Origin of the sequence: Sorangium sp. So ce394 (assembly GCF_051474665.1) — a bacterium.
In the GTDB taxonomy this organism is placed as follows: domain Bacteria; phylum Myxococcota_A; class Polyangia; order Polyangiales; family Polyangiaceae; genus Sorangium; species Sorangium cellulosum_D.
This window is the reverse complement of record NZ_CP150339.1, coordinates 9,795,453-9,812,396: the sequence shown is the minus strand read 5'-3', so window position 1 is coordinate 9,812,396 and position 16,944 is coordinate 9,795,453. Positions and strand designations below refer to the sequence as shown.

The window sequence follows — 16,944 nt, the reverse complement described above, 5'->3', positions numbered from 1 at the left end:
CGGGGCCGCGGTCACGCCGCGGCCGCGGCCGCGGTCACGCCGCGGCCGGGGCCGCGGTCAGGCGTGGGACAGCATGCCGCGCAGCATCCCGAGCGCGCGCGTGTGCAGCTGCGACACGCGCGGCTCGCCGACCCCGAGCTCCGCGCCGATGTCCTTCAGCTTCGCCCCCTCGAAGTAGTACATGCCGATCACGCGCCGCTCCCGCTCGGGGAGCTGCGCGATGGCGAAGGACAGGGCGCGCCGGGTCGCCTGCGCCGAGATCGCCTCGATCGGGTCGTCCCCGCCGGCCATGTGCACCGACTCCTCCGCGGGGGTCACCTCGCTCAGGCTCACGAAGACGGTCGTGCCGCCGACCTTGCCGGCGGCCCCGGCCTCGACCGCCTCGCGCGCCCGCCGCGAGAGCCAGTCCTGCGCGCGGAGCTCGTCGACGATCGCCCCGCGGATCCGGAGCTTCGCGTAGCCGGCGAACGTCTCGCCGTCGCTCCCGCCGTTCTTGCGGAGCGAGTCGACGAGCCCGAGCATCCCCGCGCTGAGCAGATCGTCGCGCTGCACGTTGGGCGGCAGGTGGCGCGACACCTGCCGCACCAGCTTCCGGACGAGCGGGAAGTACCCCTTCAGCACCTCCGCGCGGAGCGGCGCGCACGTCGGCTCGCGGCGCTGCGGCCCGCTCGCGCAGGCCGCGTCGGTACAGCACGGCGGACAGCTCGCGTGGGGGTCCGGCTCCTCGGCCTGCCACCCCTCCTCGTACGTGCAGGGGGCCGGGGCCTCCGCGGAGTCCCAGGCGTCGAGCGCGCAGCTCGACGTGAGCTCGGCGGGCTCCCAGGCGTCGTGCGCCAGCGCCGCGCCGGGCTCCTGCTTGGGGGCGTCCGGCGCATCGTCGTGCGTATCGAGCCCGAGCGCGCCTGGCGCTTCGATCAGCGCGCGGTCACACGTGACGACCGGGCAGGTCTCGCCCAGGATGACCGGCTGGACAAACTCCTCCGCGTCACAACACGGAAGGAGTGGCCTGGGAGGAGCGAACTCTTCCCGCTGCAGTCGGGTCGATTGCTGCACGTGAGGTGGATTGGTGCCACAACTCTCGCAGCGTGCAAGGTAGAGCCGTGCAATTGTGTCTGGTGCGGATGTTCAGTGTGTGGAGAGTAGCCAGCGGCCTCGACGGTTCACTTCCCCGCCGCTGAAGCGGCCGGAGTCGAGGTGGGTGCTCCTGCACCCACACCCTTCTGCGGTTCGCTGCCGCCGCGCCCCGCGTCCGAATTTGTCCCTGTAGTATTCGACCCTTGCGGCTGGGTGGGGCGGGGTTCCCCTGACCCATACACCTCTTCTTCGGCCGAGACGGGGACATCGCGCGCCGCCTCGTCGGCCGCGACAGCGCCCCTCGCGCCCTCGTAGCGCGGCGCCTCTCCAGGACCTGAGTAATCCACCCAGTAGACCTTATCTGATCGAACATCCAGGTGAACGAACGTCGAGTTGGGGTAGTATCCCACACCCGCGTTGCGAAAACCGCGGCAGAAATCGCGGACCACGGTGTTGGGCACGCCCTCGACCATGAAATCGATCGCGCGACCGAAATTGTGGTTGGAGTGCGGGGTGTACTGGGTCGGAGAGTAGGGCCGATAGCCGCTGACGACGCGGATGGTCCTGCCGCCGAAGTGGTCGCTCACCATACCGATCAGCGTGGCCAGGCGCGGATCGATCGGGATCGAGGCGGTGGGGGACGCGCGCATCAGCCGGCTGAGCTTGGGGAGGGACTTGGGGACGAGGCGCCCCTTCGGCGTGAGCAGCCGGAGCTCGAGCCGCTCGGCGCCGCGCACCAGGCGGACCCAGCCGGGGCGCTTGGGCCGCTGCACGTAGCGCTTGCTCGGCGGCAGCGACCGGGGGTCGGCCTTCGCGTCGCGCTTCGCCGGCCCCTTGCCCCGGGCCTCGGCGGCCCGGTCCTTCGCGCTCGCGCCGCGGCTCCGCTCCGGCTCGTCGCGCAGCGCGGCCGCCCGGCCGGGCGCACCCCGCGGCGGGCGCGCGCCGGGCTTGCCCCGCTCGGGGATCACGAGGACGAGGCCCGGGTGGATCCGCTGGCCAGGCTTGAGCCCGTTCGCCTCGCGGAGCGCGTCGACCGTGATCCGGTACCGCTTCGCGATCTTGCCGAGCGTCTGGCCGGCGTAGACGGTGTGCTGGCCGTCCTCGGCGAGCGCCTCGCCGGGCGCGGCGCTCAGGAGAAGGGCCGCCGCGAGGGCGGCGAGCACGGAGCGCAGCCGCGAGGACCGCGGGCGGGGCTCCATCGCGGCCCCGGCGCGGAGGCCGAGCGTGCCGCAGAAACGGGAGATCTCCGGATGCATGAGGGGACTCTGACCTGACGTCATCCGTGCCCGACGACCGAGCCCCGGACAGTGCTACCCTGGGCTGGCGCGCGCCTGCCGGGCCGACCGGCGGCGCCGTGCCGCGTATCGGGCTTCGATAGGCGGGCGAGAGGCAAGCGTAAAGCGGTTTTTTGCCCCGCGATCGGCGGTGGTGCGAAGCTTCGCCAGAAGCGGCCACAAGGGATCAGAGAGGATCGGGCGCCCGGGAGCCGGGCAACGCGGCCCGGCCCTCTCTTTCTTCATCAAGGCGGGCGCGGATCGGGACGGACGGGATGTCGGAAGGCAAGAACTTGGTCGGGGTCGACATCGGATCGAGCGCGATCAAGATCGCTCAGATCAAGGAGGGCCGTAAGGGCTACGGCCTCGTGCGGCTCGGTTACGCGCCGCTCGCGCCGCAGGCCATCGTCGACGGCCACGTCATGAACGCGCAGGCCATCGTCGAGGCGCTCGGCCGCGCCTTCTCCGAGGCCAAGATCCGCCAGCGCGAGATCGCGCTCAGCATCAGCGGCCAGGCGGTCATCATCCGCAAGATCACGGTGCCGCTCATGACCGCCGCGGAGCTCGACGAGCAGATCCAGTGGGAGGCCGAGCAGCACATCCCCTTCGACATCAAGGACGTGCACGTCGACTACGAGGTGCTGCGCCGCCGCCCCGAGGCCGGGCAGATGGACCTCCTGCTCGTCGCGGCCAAGCGCGACGAGATCAACGACTACACCCAGATCGCCAGGAACGCGAAGCTCAAGCCCATGGTGGTCGATATCGACGCGTTCACCGTCCAGAACCTGTTCGAGGTGAACCGCGGCATCCCGCCGGACCAGACGTTCGCGATCATCAACGTCGGCGCGAGCCTCGCGTCCATCAACATCGTGTCGCGCGGCGCGAGCGCGTTCACCCGCGACATCGGCAACGGCGGCAACTACATCACCGAGCAGATCCAGCGGAAGCTCGGCATCAGCTTCGAGCAGGCCGAGGAGTTCAAGTGCGCCAGCGTGACCTCGGGCCCGGGCGGCGTGCCCGCCCAGGTCATCGAGACCATCGAGCAGGTGTGCGACTCCATCGCCGGGGAGATCCAGCGCTCGCTCGACTTCTTCCTGGCCACCAGCGGTGAGGGCGACATGCACCGCATTTACCTGACCGGCGGCTCGTCCAACCTGCCGGCGCTGCCCGCGGCGATCGGGCGGCGCGCCCGGGTGGCCGTCGAGCTGATCCAGCCGATGGAGCGCATCACCGTGGAAGCGAAGGAAGTCAACCAGGAGCTGCTCCGGCTCCGGGCGGCGCAGTTCTGCGTCTCGCTCGGGCTCGCGATGCGCAAGGACCGGGAGAAGCGCTCGTGATCCGCGTCAACCTGCTCCCGCAGCGCCGCGGCACGCGCGGGGCCGCGCCCCAGACGAGCCAGCGGTGGCTGCTCGTCACGCTCGGCGTCGTGATCCTCGAGATCGTCGCCCTCTTCCTCTTCCACCAGACGAAGGTCGAGGAGCTCGACGAGCAGACGCGGAAGAACACGGTGCTCCAGAGCCAGATCCAGGAGATCCGCACGCTCGTCGCGAACCACGAGGAGATCAAGAAGGCGCTCGAGGTCCTCCGCGCGCGCGAGGACGCGATCGCGAAGCTCCAGGCGGCGCGCAGCGGGCCGACGGCGGTGCTGCTCGAGCTCGCGCAGCTGCTCACGAACGGCAAGGGGCCGACCGCCGACCCGGACAAGCTCGCGCAGCTCCGCAAGGAGAACCCGCTCGCCGTCTACAACCCGTCCTGGGACAGCCGCCGGCTGTGGCTCACGAGCTACGTCGAGTCCCAGCGGACCGTGCGCATCGAGGGGCTCGCGCGCGACGGCACCGACGTCTACGAGCTCGCCCAGCGGCTCAAGCTGTCCTCGTACTTCTACGACGTGCAGCTGCTCCCGGGGAAGAAGGAGAACGAGAAGGCGTCGCGGCTCGAGCTCGTCTCGTTCGCGCTGCAGCTGAAGGTGAGGTACTGATGGCCACGAAGCCCCAGCCCGTGCAGGCCGGCTCGGCGCTCGACCGGCTGCCGCCGCTCGCCAAGGTCGGCGTCGGCGCGCTCTTCGCGGCGCTCGTCGGCATCCTGTACTTCGTCGGCTTCTACGCCGAGGTCGACTCGCAGATCGAGGGCGCCGTCCAGCGGCAGCAGTCGCTCCAGTCGGAGCTCACGAAGGCGCAGGCGTCCAAGGCCGCCTACCAGAAGGACCTCGACGAGAAGACCCGCCGCGAGCAGCTGAGCCGCGAGCAGAAGAAGATCCTCCCCGACGAGTCCGAGACGCCGGCCTTCCTCTCCGCGATCCAGGGCGTCGCGACCGTCTCCGGCGTCAACCTGACGTCCTGGAGCCCCACCGAGGAGATCCCGCAGGAGTTCTTCTCCAAGGTGCCGATGAAGCTGACGCTCTCGGGGAAGTTCCACCAGGTGGCGAAGTTCTTCCACGGCGTGGGGCAGCTCGATCGCATCATCAACCTCGAGGAGGTCCAGATCAAGGAGCCGAAGGTCGTGGGGACCGACGTGGAGGTCCAGGTGGAGTGCCTCGCGACCGCGTTCCGCGCGGTGCGCGCGGGGGAGACGCCGACGAGCGGCGTGAAGCGGCGGAGCGGCGGAGGTGTGCGGTGAACGCCGGCCGGATGATGCTGCTCGCGCTCGGGGCGACCGCCCTCGCGGCCGTCTCGCTCGCGGGGTGCGAGGACGAGGCGGACGTCATCGCGCCCAGCGCGCCGAAGGCCAAGCCGGCGTCCAGCGCCTCGCCGGCGCGCGCCGCCGGCTCCGCGGCCGCGTCCGCGGACGCCGGCGCGCCCGAGCTGCCGCCGCTGCCGCTCCGGGAGTTCCAGGAGGCCGACTTCTCCGAGAGCGACCGGAGCCGCGACCCGTTCCGGAGCTTCGAGTCGCTCTTCGCCACGCAGGCCCGGGGGCGGGTGACGATCCAGCGCCAGGTGCTCGTGGATCGCTTCGCGCTCGACGAGCTCAAGCTGGTCGGCGTCGTTTCGCGCGCCCCCGCCCGCGCGCTGCTCACCGATCCGACGGGGCTCGGGTGGGTGGTGAAGGTGGGCGACTTCGTCGGCAAGGCCGAGATCGTGCACGCCGGCGGCCCGACGGGCGTCGACGTGGCCGTGAACTGGCGGGTCGACCGGATCCGCGACTCGGACGTCGTCTTCATCCGCGAGGACCCGTCGCACCCGGAGATCCCGCCGACCACGCGGGTGATCGCGCTGAGGCCGCTCGGCGACGCGGACGAGTCGTCCTTCGGTTCGCCCTGACCGCCACGAATTGGGCCCGATCCGGGCACCCGAAGTAGCCTCCCGGCAGCGTGACGCAGATCTCGCGTCACCGCGAAGCGGGAGTGCAATGAAGAGCAATCGAGACTATCGCCCGAGGCGGGGCGCGCTTCGCCGTGCTGCGGCACTCGGGATGATGTTGATCCTCGCTCCTGCGGGAGACGCGGACGCCGCCGCCCCGATCCGGGTGAGCGACGTCAGGCTCACGGCGCCCTCGGAGGACAGGGCCGAGATCGTGGTCGCGACCAGCGGCGCGCCGCGCTTCTCGGCGCGCGTGGCGGACGGCGGCAAGCGGATCCTCGTCGACCTCGAGGGCGCCGAGGCGGCCGGCGCGCCCGGCGCGATCACGGACGGCAACGCGATCGTGGCGGGGGTGATGACCCAGGGGTTCGGCGCGGCGGCGCAGCGCACGACGCGGGTGCTCGTGCAGCTCGGGCGCCCGGCGGCCTACCGGATCCGCGCCGAGCAGGGCGCGCTCGTGATCGAGCTCGCCGCCGCCGACGCGACCGCGCCGATGGCGGCGCGGGCCCCGGTCTCGCGCGAGGCGGCGGCGCCGGCCCGCGAGCCGGCGACGATCACCGACGTGCGCTTCGAGCACCAGGCGACGGTCGACCGGGTCATCATCGAGCTCTCGTCGATCCCGAGCTACCGCGAGTCGACCGGGAGGGCCGGCCGCCGGGTGATCGAGCTCAGCGGCGCGCGGCTCCCCGACGCCCTCCAGCGCAAGCTCGACGTCGGCGCCTTCGGCGGCCCGGTGCGGGCGATCTCGGCGTTCCGGCGCAACAGCGACGGCTCCAAGGTCGTCGTCGAGGTCGAGCAGGCCGAGGGCGCCGCGGGCGCGCTCGCGCGCGAGGGCAACGCGCTCGTGCTCAGCGTCGCGAAGGGGGCGCTGCCCTCGACGCTCTCGGGGATCGGCGTCGACGGGGGCGCGGCGCGGCGGACCCGCACGGTGGCGCGCGAGGATCTCCTCGGGGACGCGGCGCCGAAGGTCGAGACCTCGTTCGACGGGGCGGCGAGCAGCCAGGAGTCGCTCGTCGAGCCCGACCAGGCCGGCGCCTTCACGCCCGCGCTCGCGGGGCAGCAGCGGCGGTTCACGGGGCGGCGGATCGACCTCGACCTGAAGGACGCGGACATCCACAACGTCCTCCGGCTGATCTCGGACGTGGGGCGGGTGAACATCGTGACCGCCGACAACGTGAGCGGGACGGTCACCATCCGGATGCGCAACGTCCCGTGGGACCAGGCGCTCGAGACGGTGCTCCAGGCCAAGGGCCTCGGCGTGGTCCGGCAGGGCAACATGATCCGCGTCGCGCCGATCGCCGATCTCAACAAGGAGCGGGAGCTCGCGATCGCGCGGCGCAAGAGCGAGCTCCAGCTCGCGCCGATCGAGACGCGGCTCATCCCGATCAACTACGCGGAGGCGAAGGACCTCCAGGATCGCGCGAAGGACATGCTCTCGCCGCGCGGCTCGCTCGCGGTCGACGAGCGGACCAACGTGCTCATCGCGCGCGACGTCGCGGGCAACCTGAACCAGATCGAGGAGCTCGTGCGCTCGCTCGACACGCAGACGCCGCAGGTGCTGATCGAGGCGCGGGTGGTGGAGGCGACGAGCCGCTACGTGCGCGACATCGGCATCCAGTGGGGCGGCGACGGGACGTTCAGCGCGGCGACCGGCAACCCGACGGGGCTCGTGTTCCCCTCGGCGATCGGCGTCGCCGGCGGCGCGACCGACACGAACACCCCGACCGGCGGCCTCTCGCCGTTCTCGAACTCGGTCTCGAACCCGAACTTCGCGGTGAACCTGCCGGCCATCGTCGGCGCCGGGCAGGGCGGCGCGCTCGGCTTCACGCTCGGCTCGATCAACAACACCGTCAACCTCGGCGTCCGGCTCTCCGCGGCCGAGGCGAGCGGCATGCTGCGGATCATCTCGAGCCCGCGCATCCTCACGCTCGACAACCGGGAGGCGCGGATCAGCCAGGGCACGCTGATCCCGTTCTCGCAGATCAGCGCCCAGGGCGTGCAGACGACCTTCCAGGAGGCGAAGCTGCAGCTGCTCGTCAAGCCGCACGTCACGTCGGACGGCAGCGTCGCGATGCACGTGAAGATCAACCGCGACGAGCCCGACTTCAACCAGACCTCGGCCCGCGGCGACCCCACCATCCTGAAGCGCGAGGCGGAGACCGACCTCCTGATCATGGACGGGCACACGGCGGTGATCGGCGGGATCTTCACCCGCAACACCGGCCGGAACCTCGATCAGGTGCCGTTCTTCGGGGACATCCCCGTCCTCGGCCTGCTCTTCCAGCGGCGCCGCGCGAGCGACACCCGGAGCGAGCTCGTCATCTTCCTCACGCCGCGCATCGTGAACCGCGCCGAGGCGCTCGGCCGCTAGCCGCGCCGGGGCGCGCCCGCCGCGCGCCCCGTTTGCCTCCGATCCCCTCGGACCTCCCTCAGACGCGCTTCCGCCGGGTCGCCTCCCGCATCTGCGGGACGGCGGCCGTCACGACGCCGCGCAGCCACGCCCGCGCGGGATCGTCCTCGGTCCGGCCGTTCCAGGCCATCGCGATCTCGATGGGCGGCAGCTCGAACGGCAGGTCGAAGGTGCGGAGCGGCATCAGGCTCGAGAACGCGCGGCCGAGGCGCGTGGCCACGGTGGCCACGAGGTCCGACGACGTGACGACGTGCGGCAGGAGGAACACGTGCGGCACCGCGATGACCTCGCGGCGCGCGACGCCGCGCGCGGCGATGAGGTCGTCCGCGCCCCCGTCGTCGGCGCCCTGCCGGGGGACGACGGCGTGCCCGAGGGCGGCGTAGGTCTGGAGGTCGACGCGCCCGCGCGCCCTCGGGTGGCTCGCGCGCGCGAGCCCGGCGAAGCGATCGTCGAAGAGCGCCGCGCGGCGCACGTCGGGCGGGAGCGCGCCCTCCGGGAAGGCGCCGATCGCGAGATCGATCTCGCCGTTGCGGAGCGCGTCGGCGGCGCGGGCGTCGAGGGGGAGCAGGTGGAGCGCGAGCTTCGGTCCGGTCTCCGCGAGCACCTCGTTGAGCTGCGGCAGCAGGAGGAGCTCCACGTACGCCGTCGTGGCGATCCGGAACGTGCGCTCGCTCTCCCTCGGCTCGAAGGGCGGCCTCGTCCCGCCGAAGAGGCTCGCGAGGTCGTGCATGATCGCCGCGACCTGCGGGGTCATCGCCTCGGCGCGCGAGGTGAGCGCCATCTGCCGCCCGACCCGGACGAGCAGCGGGTCGGAGAACAGCTCGCGCAGCCGCGTCAGCGCGTGGCTCATCGCGGGCTGGCTGAGCCCCACCCGGCGGGCCGCGTGGGTCACGCTGCGCTCCTGGAGCAGGGCGTCGAGCGCGATCACGAGGTTGACGTCGATCGCCGAGAGATTCACCCGCGGAATGATAAGCGAATCACGCATCCATGCGATGGATACTTACGTTTTCTTGCGCGCGGGCGTGCGCGGGGGCGAGCGAGCGCACAGGAGCGTGGGCGGCGGGGTGCCTGCGGCGCTGTCGTGCGGCCAGCGCGGCTGCTAGGGTCGCCCGCGGCTCCGCCCGACCGGCGGCGCCCTGCGGAGACCATGACATCGACCGTTCTGCTCGGGGGGATCGACCACTTCCACCTCATGAACGATCGCGCCATGCGCGCGCGCGGCCAGGCGGGCAATCACTGTCTGTTCGTGCTCGAGCTCGACGGCCGCCTCGACCTCGGCCGGCTCGCGGCGCGCCTCGAGCGCGCGACGCGGGCGCTGCCGGAGCTCCGCTTCCGGCTCGACAACAGCGTGCTCGGGCGGGTGGGGCGGCCCCGCTGGGTGGTCGATCACCACCGGCGCGCCCCGGAGCCGCGCCTCCACGAGGTCGCCGGCGAGCGCGAGCGCGCGGCGCGCGTCGAGGCGCTGCTCGCAGAGCGGATCTCCGGGGAGCGGCCGTGGGCGCTCGACGTCGTGCGCGGGGCGGGGGAGGGCGACACGGTCGTGCTCCGCCACCACCACGCGCTGACGGACGGCAGGGGCGCGGACCGGCTCGTCGCGTGGCTCGGCTCCGGCAGCGGCGACGCGCCGGACGACCCGCCGCTGCGGCAGGAGCGGCACGACGCGCCCGAGCGCCTCCTCGCGGCGATGGGCCGCGACGAGCGGCTCGCCCTGGCGCGCGCCTACAAGGCCCACGTGCTGGCGCTCGGCCGCGCGCCCATCCTGTCGCTCGCGCGCGCCTGTCCGGGGGTGCGGGCCGCGACCTCCCGCGTCGCGCGGCTCGCGCTGTCGGCGGAGGAGACCCGCGCCTTCGATCTCCGGGTGCGGCAGCGCGCGCGGCTCGCCGAGACGAGCCTGATGCTGATCGCGGCGGCGCGGCTCGCCGACCGCGCGCTCGTGGCCCGCGGCTTCGCCCCGCCGCACCACGTGGTCCCGCTGCCCCTCTCGCTCGATCCCAAGGGGGGCGCGCGGCGGCTCTTCGGCAACCACCTCACGATGGTCCTGCTCTCGCTCGGCCGCGACGAGCTCTACGACGACGCCCGCGCGGTGGCCCGCGTGGCCGAGCAGCAGCGCGCGATGGTGCGCGACCGGCTCGATCTCGCGATGGTCGCCGCGCTCGATCTGGCCCGCTGGCTCCCCGGGCCGGTGTACCGCTGGCTCGGCGACCAGCCGTTCGAGGGCGAGCTCGCCTCGCTGATCGTCTCGAACCCTGGCGCCGTGACGGTGGACCGGTTCGCGGGGCTGCCGGTGCGCTCGGCGTACCCGCTGCCTGCGGTGGTCACGCCGCCGGGCTTCCAGGTCATCTTCAGCCGCTTCGGCGGGCGCCTCTCGGCGTCGATCGTCTATGGCGACGGGCTGCTCCGCCCGGACGAGGCGGCGGCGATGCCGGGCGCGCTCCGCGCCGAGCTGCTCGGAGAGCCCGCGCCGCCGGCAGGCGGCGGGGTATAAGGGCCGGCGTCATGCGCACCTTCGACATCGTCATCATCGGCAGCGGCATCGCCGGCGGCTTCCTCGCGCGGCAGCTCCGCCTCGCGCGGCCGGATCTCGGGGTCCTCGTGCTCGAGGCCGCGGGCGCGATGGAGGACTACAAGGTCGGGGAGAGCACGGTGGAGGTCGCGGCGAACTACATGGTTCGCCGGCTGAACCTCGGCACGTACCTCTACCAGCACCAGCTGCCGAAGAACGGGCTCCGCTTCTTCTTCGACGGGCCGGGCAAGGATCTCCCGCTCCCGCGGATGAGCGAGATCGGCTCGGACCACATGCCGTTCCACCCGAGCTTCCAGCTCGAGCGCGCGCGGCTGGAGCGCGATCTCGTCGCGATGAACCGCGCTGCGGGCGCGGAGGTCGAGCTCGGCGCCAAGGTGGTCGACCTCGCGATCGACGGCGGCGGGCGGCACAAGGTGGTCTACGAGCAGGGCGGCGAGCGGCGCGAGGTCGCCTGCCGCTGGGTGTGCGACGCCTCGGGCCGGCGGCACGTGCTCCTCCGCAAGCTCGGCGTGAAGGTGCACAAGGAGACGCGGCTCAACACCGCGGCCGCGTGGGGGCGTTACCGCGGCGTCGCGGGGCTCGACGCGGTCACGGACGCGGCGTGGCGGTCGCGCGCGCGGTACACGTCGCGCCACCTGTCGACGAACCACTTCATGTACGACGGGTACTGGATCTGGTTCATCCCGCTCGCCGGCGATCTGATGAGCGTGGGCGTGGTCTTCGACAAGGACCGCATCGGCGAGGGGAACGCGCCGGCCGGCGCGCTGCCGGGGCCGCGCACGCGCGCGGACTTCGAGCGCTTCCTCGGCGCGCACCGCGCCGTGCGCGAGCTGCTCGAGGGGGCGGAGCTCGAGGATTTCCAGGCCTACGCCCACCTGCCGTACCACGCGGACCGGTACTTCTCGACCGACCGTTACGCCGTCACCGGCGAGGCGGGCGCGTTCACCGATCCGTTCTACAGCCCCGGCTCTGATTTCATCGCGACCGCGAACGAGTTCATCACGCAGATGATCCTCGCCGACGTGGGTGGCGACCGGGCCGGGTTCGAGGAGCGGGTCGCGGCGTACGACGCGTACTACCGGTTCAAGTACGACAGCACGCTGCGGCTCTATGAGCGCATGTACCCGGTGTTCGGCAGCTTCGAGCTCTACCGGCTGAAGTACCTGCTCGATTTCAACAACTACTACAACCTGGTCGTCTGGCCGTTCATGGCCGACCGCGTGACGGACGTCGGCTGGATCCGGGAGGAGCTCCGGTTCACCGATCTCGTGCTGCGGGCCCTCTCGACGATGGGCGATCATTTCTCGTCGCTGGCCGCCGACCTGCGCGCGCGCGGCGAGTACTTCGCGCAGAACGAGGGGCGCTTCGCCAACGGGCTGAACGGCGTCGTGCAGCTGGAGACGCGGCTCGGGCCGTCGATCGACGAGCGGTTCCGGCGCGAGCAGGTCGATCGGGCTTACGGGAGCGTCTTTGCGGCGCTCGTGGAGAGGCGGCTCGCCGAGCGGGGCCTGTCCGATCGTGCGCGCCTCGTCTCGGAGCTCAAGCTCCCGCAGGTGCTCACGTTCCGGGACATCACGCCCGACCGGCTCGCGCGTCTGCTCGATCGCATCGGCGAGCGGATGACGAAGGATTTGCGCGCCGAGTTTCCGGACGCCGGGGTCGAGCGGGTGGATCTCGGTTCGGGCGGTGAGGTCTCGGTGACCGGCCCTGCGGAGGGGACCGAGGTGCACGCGGCGGTCCTCTCCCGGGCGCGGTCGCTCTGGGACGCCTCGGCGGGCTCGCTCGCGCACGTCGCCCTCTGATCCGGGGACAAAAAAGCGCCGTTTCCGATGTACAAGCGCCCGTTCCGCAGTATCACAGCGGCCGATGCGGTGGCGAGCGGCAGGTGGGCGTTTGGGTCAGTGGACGGTCTCGGTGGCGCTCTCGATCAGCGCCATCGGCGCGTGTGTCGGCGCGGCTACCGAGGGCGGCGCGCAGCCTGCGTCGCCGCAGGCTCCGTCGCAGGGGTGGGTCACCGCGGCGTCTGAGGCGGATGCCGGTCCGCGGTGTCCGCACGGCGCGCTGGAGGATCCGCACCATGGTTTCGTGCGGTGTCTCGAGCCTGGCGAGGCGGATGCCGGCTGGCTTCCGCCGCCCCCGCAGCCCGAGCCTCCTCCGGACGACGCCGGCGCCCCGCCGCCCGACGGCGGCCCTATCGACGGCGGCGCCCCCGACGCCTCTATCGTCTCGGCCCCTCCTCCGCTCGTGGAGGTCAAGGAGCCCGAGTTCATGAACGGCGACGTCCCGAACGTGGCCAAGCGTCTCGAGAAGGTCTCCTCCGACCTCGCGAAGTGTGTTGCCGACAACGGCGGTCTCTCTGGCGCGACGGGCACCATCAAGCTCCAGTTCCTGGTCCGCGTGCGTGGCCGTGCCGAGGGGGTGGAGATCCTCGACGCTCGCGGCGTGACCCCCGATGCACAGCGCTGCATCCGTCAGTTCCTCAAGAACCGCGCCATCGGCACCCCCAGCGCCGACCCGGTGGGCGTCACCGTCACCCTCTCCCTCCGCGCCTCGAAATAAGAAAAATAAGGACCCCACCCCCCTTGGAAGAGCCGGTGCGGGCAGGGGGGCTCGCGAGCGGGCGGGCGGGGGTGGGCCCCACGAATCCGAGGGCCGGCCCGCATCGCAGCGCTCACCTCCCGGACCGCGTTCCTCCGTCCAGCCGGCCATAGCCCTCCAAAAGGCCCGAGTTCGTGGGGGGACCCCCGCCCGCCCGCTCGCGAGCCCCCCTGCCCGCACCGGCTCCGTAGCCGCCGTGGGTTGACGCCGCCCCCGCCGCTCCTATCCTGCCGCGCCGCCGTGCCCGACCCGATGCTCACCCGCGAGATCGCCCGTCGAAAGACGTTCGCGATCATCTCCCACCCCGACGCTGGCAAGACCACGCTCACCGAGAAGCTCCTGCTTTACGGAGGCGCGATCCAGCTCGCCGGCGCCGTGAAGGCGAAGAAGGCGCGGGCCCACGCGGTCAGCGACTGGATGGAGATGGAGCGCGAGCGCGGCATCTCCATCTCGACCAGCGTCCTTCAGTTCCCGTACAAGGGCCGCCTCCTCAGCCTTGTCGACACCCCCGGCCACGCCGACTTCAGCGAGGACACCTACCGCGCCCTCATGGCGACCGACGCGGCCATCATGATCCTCGACTGCGCCAAGGGCGTCGAGGCGCAGACGAAGAAGCTCTTCCGCGTCTGCAAGCTCCGGCAGATGCCGATCTTCACCTTCGTCAACAAGCTCGACCGCCCCGGCCGCGACCCGTTCGAGCTCATCGGCGAGGTCGAGGAGGTCCTCGGCATCGGCGTCTACCCGGTCACCTGGCCGATCTCGGCCGGCGGCAAATTCCGCGGCGTCTACCACCGCGAGCGCAAGCAGGTGTTCCTCTTCGAGCTCGTCGCGCACGGCGCCGAGATCGCCCCGATGGAGGTCGTCTCGCTCGACGCGCCCGAGCTCATCGAGGCGCTCGACGAGGAGGGCGCGCGCCAGCTGCGCGAGGACATCGAGCTCATCGACGCCGCCGGCGACGCCCTCGACCGCGACAAGCTCGCCCGCGGCGAGGTCACGCCGATGTTCTTCGGCAGCGCCATCACCAACTTCGGCCTGCCGCAGTTCCTCGACGCCTTCATCGAGCTCATGCCCCCGCCCGCGCCGCGCGGCAGCGACAAGGGCCCCATCGCCCCGGACGACGAGCGCTTCACCGCCTTCGTCTTCAAGATCCAGGCGAACATGGACCGCGCCCACCGCGACCGGATCGCGTTCCTCCGCGTCTGCTCCGGCCGCTACGAGCGCGGGATGAAGGTGCACCACGTGCGCCTCGACCGCGACATCCGGCTCACCAACCCGGTGCAGTTCATGGCCCAGGAGCGCACGCTCGTGGAGGACGGCTTCGCGGGCGACATCATCGGCGTCTTCGACCCGGGGTTGTTCCTCATCGGCGACTCCCTCTGCAGCGGCTCGCCCGTGAAGTACGCCCCGCTGCCGCAGTTCCCGCCGGAGCAGTTCGCCCGCGTCGTCATGATCGATCCGATGAAGCGCAAGCAGCTCAAGAAGGGGCTCGAGCAGCTCGCGCAGGAGGGCTCGGTACAGCTCTTCCGGCCGCCGGAGGGGCGCGAGGGCGAGGCGATCCTCGGGGTCGTGGGCGAGCTCCAGTTCGACGTCGTGAAGCACCGGCTCTCGGCCGAGTACGGCGTCGACGCCCGGATCGAGCGGCTCTCGTTCAGCCTGGCGCGCTGGGTCGAGGGCGAGCCGGTGCCCCTCGCCGAGCTCGAGTCGAACCTCTACGGCTACGGCGCCCTCGACGTGCACGGCAACGCGGTCGTGCTCTTCAAGGGCGACTGGCAGCTCGAGGCCTGCGCGAAGGCGTTCCCCAAGACGCGCTTCGTCGAGCTCGGCGGCTCGATCAACCCCGTGTAATCAACCCCTTGGCGCAGAGCGGCGCGCGCCGCTCTGCGCCGCGGCGCCGTTAGTCCGAGAGCAGCGCCCGGAGGTGCCGCACCGAGGGCGAGCCGTGGCTGAGCAGCCGGTCGTGGTAGGCGCGCTCGGTGAAGCCCGGCTTGCCCTGGTGCTCGGCGCGCAGGCGCATCATCTCGGTGAAGCCGTGGAAGTACGTCGTGAGCTGCGCGCTCGTGAGCCGGGCGCGCCGCCACTTGCCGACGGCCTCGCCCTCCTCCTGGAACGCGTCCCGCGTCATGAGCGCGATCGCCTCCTTCTCGTCCATCGCGCCCGCGTGCACGCCGTGGTCGATGATGGCGTTCGCCGCCATGCGCAGCACCATCTTCTGGCGCTGCATCCGCACCTTCGGGCCGCCGAAGCCGTGGTGGGCCATCAGCCACTCGGTGTAGACCGCCCACCCCTCGACGAACGGGCCGCTCGAGAAGACCGCGCGGAACTTCGAGGGGAACGCGTTGTTGTGCATGAGCTGCAGGAAATGGCCCGGCATCGCCTCGTGGATGGTGAGGTCGGCGAGCATGCTCGTGTTGTACTCGCGGTAGAACGAGTCGACGCGCGCCTTCGGCCAGTCCTTCGGCGTCGGCGCGATCGCGAAGACCGTCTCCTGCTTCGCCTCGAGCGGCCCGGACGCGTCGCAGTAGGCGATCGCGACCCCGCGGCGGTACTCCGGCATCTCGATCACCCGGCAGGGCTCCTCCGGGACGCGCACGAGGTCGCGCCTGCGGACGAAGTCGGTCGCCTCGGCGAGCAGCCGCTCCGACGCCTTCACGATGGTGGCGTTCGTGGGGCGATCGGCCGCGATCGCGTCGAGGACCTTCCGGATCGCCGTCATCTTCTCGTCCTGCGCCTCGACCCTCGGGAACGGCTGCTTCCCGAAGAGCTCCGGCCAGAGCTCCCGCGAGGTCTCGAGCATCTCGTCGTGCGTCGCCGCGAGCAGCGCGCGGGCGCTCGTCACCACGCCGTCGATGTCGACGGACGCGTCGTCCAGCGCGAAGCGGAGCTTCTTCTCGAAGCGCGCGCGGCCCAGCCGGAAGTCGCCGTTGCTCCGCGGGAGCAGGTCCTTCTCGAGGAACGCCTGGAAGCCCTCGAGCGCCGCCGCCGCGGCCTTCGCCGCCGTTTCGAGCTCGGCCTTCTGGGCGGGCACGGACGCGAACAGCGCCGGGAGCTCGGCCTTGCAGAGCGCGATCAGCCCCTGGTTCTGCGCGATCGCCGTCTCGGTGTGGATGCGCGGCGGCGCCCCCGCGAGGCGCTGCTGCGCGCTCCGGACGAGCGCGGGGATGCCCGAGAGGCGGCCCTGCAGGCTGCGCATGCGCTCCTCGAGCGGCGCGAAGCTCCGCGTGATCAGCGGGTCGAGCCCGTCGCCGATGAGGCCGGTGGCGACCATCGGGTTCCACGTCGCCTCGCGGAGCTCGTCGATCGCGAACAGCCAGGAGCGCAGCTGGTTGTCGATCATCGCCGCGTCGACGCGGCTCTGGAGGCCGAGCCGATCGAGCGGCAGCGCGGTGAGCTCCGACAGCGCGCGCTCGATCGTGCGCCGGCGCGCGGCCTCGCCCTGCTCGGTGATGTCGGGCCACGCGCCGTCGTACCGGTGGTCCCCCGCCTCGGTGGCGCGGACCGGCTCGTCGCGCAGGTACTCCTCGAGCACGCGCGCCGACAGCGCCGCGAGCGCCTGCTCGGCGCCGGCCGCCGCGTCGCCGGCGCCGGGCCGCGCGTCGGCCGCGCTCACGACGGGCTCCTTGGCCCCGGGCGGCGCGGGCGGCGGGACCGCTGGCTCGGCCGACCCGCACGCGCAGAGCAGCGCGACGAGCAGCAAGAGGCCGCCGCGGAGCGGCCGCCGGGCGGTGGAGGGAGCGTCGGACGGATCATGGTGTCGCACCTCGGCGTTCT

At 72.1% G+C, this 16,944-nt stretch carries 13 protein-coding genes; 9 read left to right on the top strand and 4 right to left on the bottom strand.

The window, feature by feature from the left end; genetic code table 11:
- Positions 1 to 57 precede the first annotated feature (57 nt).
- Entirely contained in the window at positions 58 to 1,053 is a 996-nt protein-coding gene (locus WMF33_RS36215; protein ID WP_437332886.1) for a sigma-70 family RNA polymerase sigma factor, read from the bottom strand.
- A gap of 107 nt (positions 1,054 to 1,160) precedes the next feature.
- Entirely contained in the window at positions 1,161 to 2,330 is a 1,170-nt protein-coding gene (locus tag WMF33_RS36210) for a DUF882 domain-containing protein (RefSeq protein ID WP_437332885.1), read from the bottom strand.
- A gap of 293 nt (positions 2,331 to 2,623) precedes the next feature.
- Between WMF33_RS36210 and pilM the strand changes: the two genes are divergently transcribed.
- From pilM to WMF33_RS36185, 5 genes are all read left to right on the top strand, one after another.
- Entirely contained in the window at positions 2,624 to 3,685 is a 1,062-nt protein-coding gene (gene pilM / locus WMF33_RS36205) for a type IV pilus assembly protein PilM (protein WP_061628342.1), read from the top strand.
- On the top strand, positions 3,682 to 4,326 hold the full coding sequence (locus tag WMF33_RS36200; protein ID WP_061628343.1) for a PilN domain-containing protein: 645 nt from the start codon (positions 3,682 to 3,684) through the stop codon (positions 4,324 to 4,326). Before pilM ends, WMF33_RS36200 begins: the two co-directional genes overlap by 4 nt.
- Complete coding sequence (locus WMF33_RS36195) at positions 4,326 to 4,964, top strand: type 4a pilus biogenesis protein PilO (protein WP_061628344.1); 639 nt, start codon at positions 4,326 to 4,328, stop codon at positions 4,962 to 4,964. Before WMF33_RS36200 ends, WMF33_RS36195 begins: the two co-directional genes overlap by 1 nt.
- Positions 4,961 to 5,605, top strand: coding sequence for a pilus assembly protein PilP (locus WMF33_RS36190; protein ID WP_437332884.1), 645 nt, complete (start codon positions 4,961 to 4,963; stop codon positions 5,603 to 5,605). Before WMF33_RS36195 ends, WMF33_RS36190 begins: the two co-directional genes overlap by 4 nt.
- Positions 5,606 to 5,756: 151 nt before the next feature.
- Positions 5,757 to 8,015 (top strand): type IV pilus secretin PilQ, encoded by a 2,259-nt coding sequence (locus tag WMF33_RS36185; protein ID WP_437332883.1) that lies wholly within the window; start codon positions 5,757 to 5,759, stop codon positions 8,013 to 8,015.
- A gap of 58 nt (positions 8,016 to 8,073) precedes the next feature.
- Here WMF33_RS36185 and WMF33_RS36180 read toward each other — a convergent pair whose 3' ends face one another.
- A complete protein-coding gene (locus tag WMF33_RS36180) occupies positions 8,074 to 9,039 on the bottom strand; it encodes a LysR family transcriptional regulator (RefSeq protein WP_437332882.1) in 966 nt (321 codons plus the stop codon).
- 162 nt (positions 9,040 to 9,201) lie between these two features.
- Here WMF33_RS36180 and WMF33_RS36175 point away from each other — a divergent pair, with 162 nt between their 5' ends.
- The 4 genes from WMF33_RS36175 (at position 9,202) to WMF33_RS36160 (ending at position 15,021) form a co-directional block, all read left to right on the top strand.
- On the top strand, positions 9,202 to 10,539 hold the full coding sequence (locus tag WMF33_RS36175) for a wax ester/triacylglycerol synthase domain-containing protein (protein ID WP_437332881.1): 1,338 nt from the start codon (positions 9,202 to 9,204) through the stop codon (positions 10,537 to 10,539).
- Between the two features lie 11 nt (positions 10,540 to 10,550).
- A complete protein-coding gene (locus WMF33_RS36170; RefSeq protein WP_061628349.1) occupies positions 10,551 to 12,380 on the top strand; it encodes an NAD(P)/FAD-dependent oxidoreductase in 1,830 nt (609 codons plus the stop codon).
- A gap of 112 nt (positions 12,381 to 12,492) precedes the next feature.
- Positions 12,493 to 13,137 (top strand): hypothetical protein, encoded by a 645-nt coding sequence (locus WMF33_RS36165; protein ID WP_437332880.1) that lies wholly within the window; start codon positions 12,493 to 12,495, stop codon positions 13,135 to 13,137.
- Between the two features lie 291 nt (positions 13,138 to 13,428).
- Positions 13,429 to 15,021, top strand: a complete 1,593-nt coding sequence (locus WMF33_RS36160; RefSeq protein ID WP_437339552.1) for a peptide chain release factor 3 — start codon at positions 13,429 to 13,431, stop codon at positions 15,019 to 15,021.
- Positions 15,022 to 15,070: 49 nt separating this feature from the next.
- Here WMF33_RS36160 and WMF33_RS36155 read toward each other — a convergent pair whose 3' ends face one another.
- On the bottom strand, positions 15,071 to 16,933 hold the full coding sequence (locus WMF33_RS36155; RefSeq protein WP_437332879.1) for a DUF885 domain-containing protein: 1,863 nt from the start codon (positions 16,931 to 16,933) through the stop codon (positions 15,071 to 15,073).
- Positions 16,934 to 16,944 lie beyond the last annotated feature (11 nt).

Excerpts from the sequence above, each read along its gene's own strand:
- WMF33_RS36210 (WP_437332885.1), bottom strand. The coding sequence starts at position 2,330 with ATGCATCCGGAGATCTCCCGTTTCTGCGGCACGCTCGGCCTCCGCGCC.
- pilM (WP_061628342.1), top strand. The coding sequence starts at position 2,624 with ATGTCGGAAGGCAAGAACTTGGTCGGGGTCGACATCGGATCGAGCGCG.
- WMF33_RS36195 (WP_061628344.1), top strand. The coding sequence starts at position 4,326 with ATGGCCACGAAGCCCCAGCCCGTGCAGGCCGGCTCGGCGCTCGACCGG.
- WMF33_RS36185 (WP_437332883.1), top strand. The coding sequence starts at position 5,757 with ATGATGTTGATCCTCGCTCCTGCGGGAGACGCGGACGCCGCCGCCCCG.
- WMF33_RS36180 (WP_437332882.1), bottom strand. The coding sequence starts at position 9,039 with ATGCGTGATTCGCTTATCATTCCGCGGGTGAATCTCTCGGCGATCGAC.
- WMF33_RS36175 (WP_437332881.1), top strand. The coding sequence starts at position 9,202 with ATGACATCGACCGTTCTGCTCGGGGGGATCGACCACTTCCACCTCATG.
- WMF33_RS36170 (WP_061628349.1), top strand. The coding sequence starts at position 10,551 with ATGCGCACCTTCGACATCGTCATCATCGGCAGCGGCATCGCCGGCGGC.
- WMF33_RS36160 (WP_437339552.1), top strand. The coding sequence starts at position 13,429 with ATGCTCACCCGCGAGATCGCCCGTCGAAAGACGTTCGCGATCATCTCC.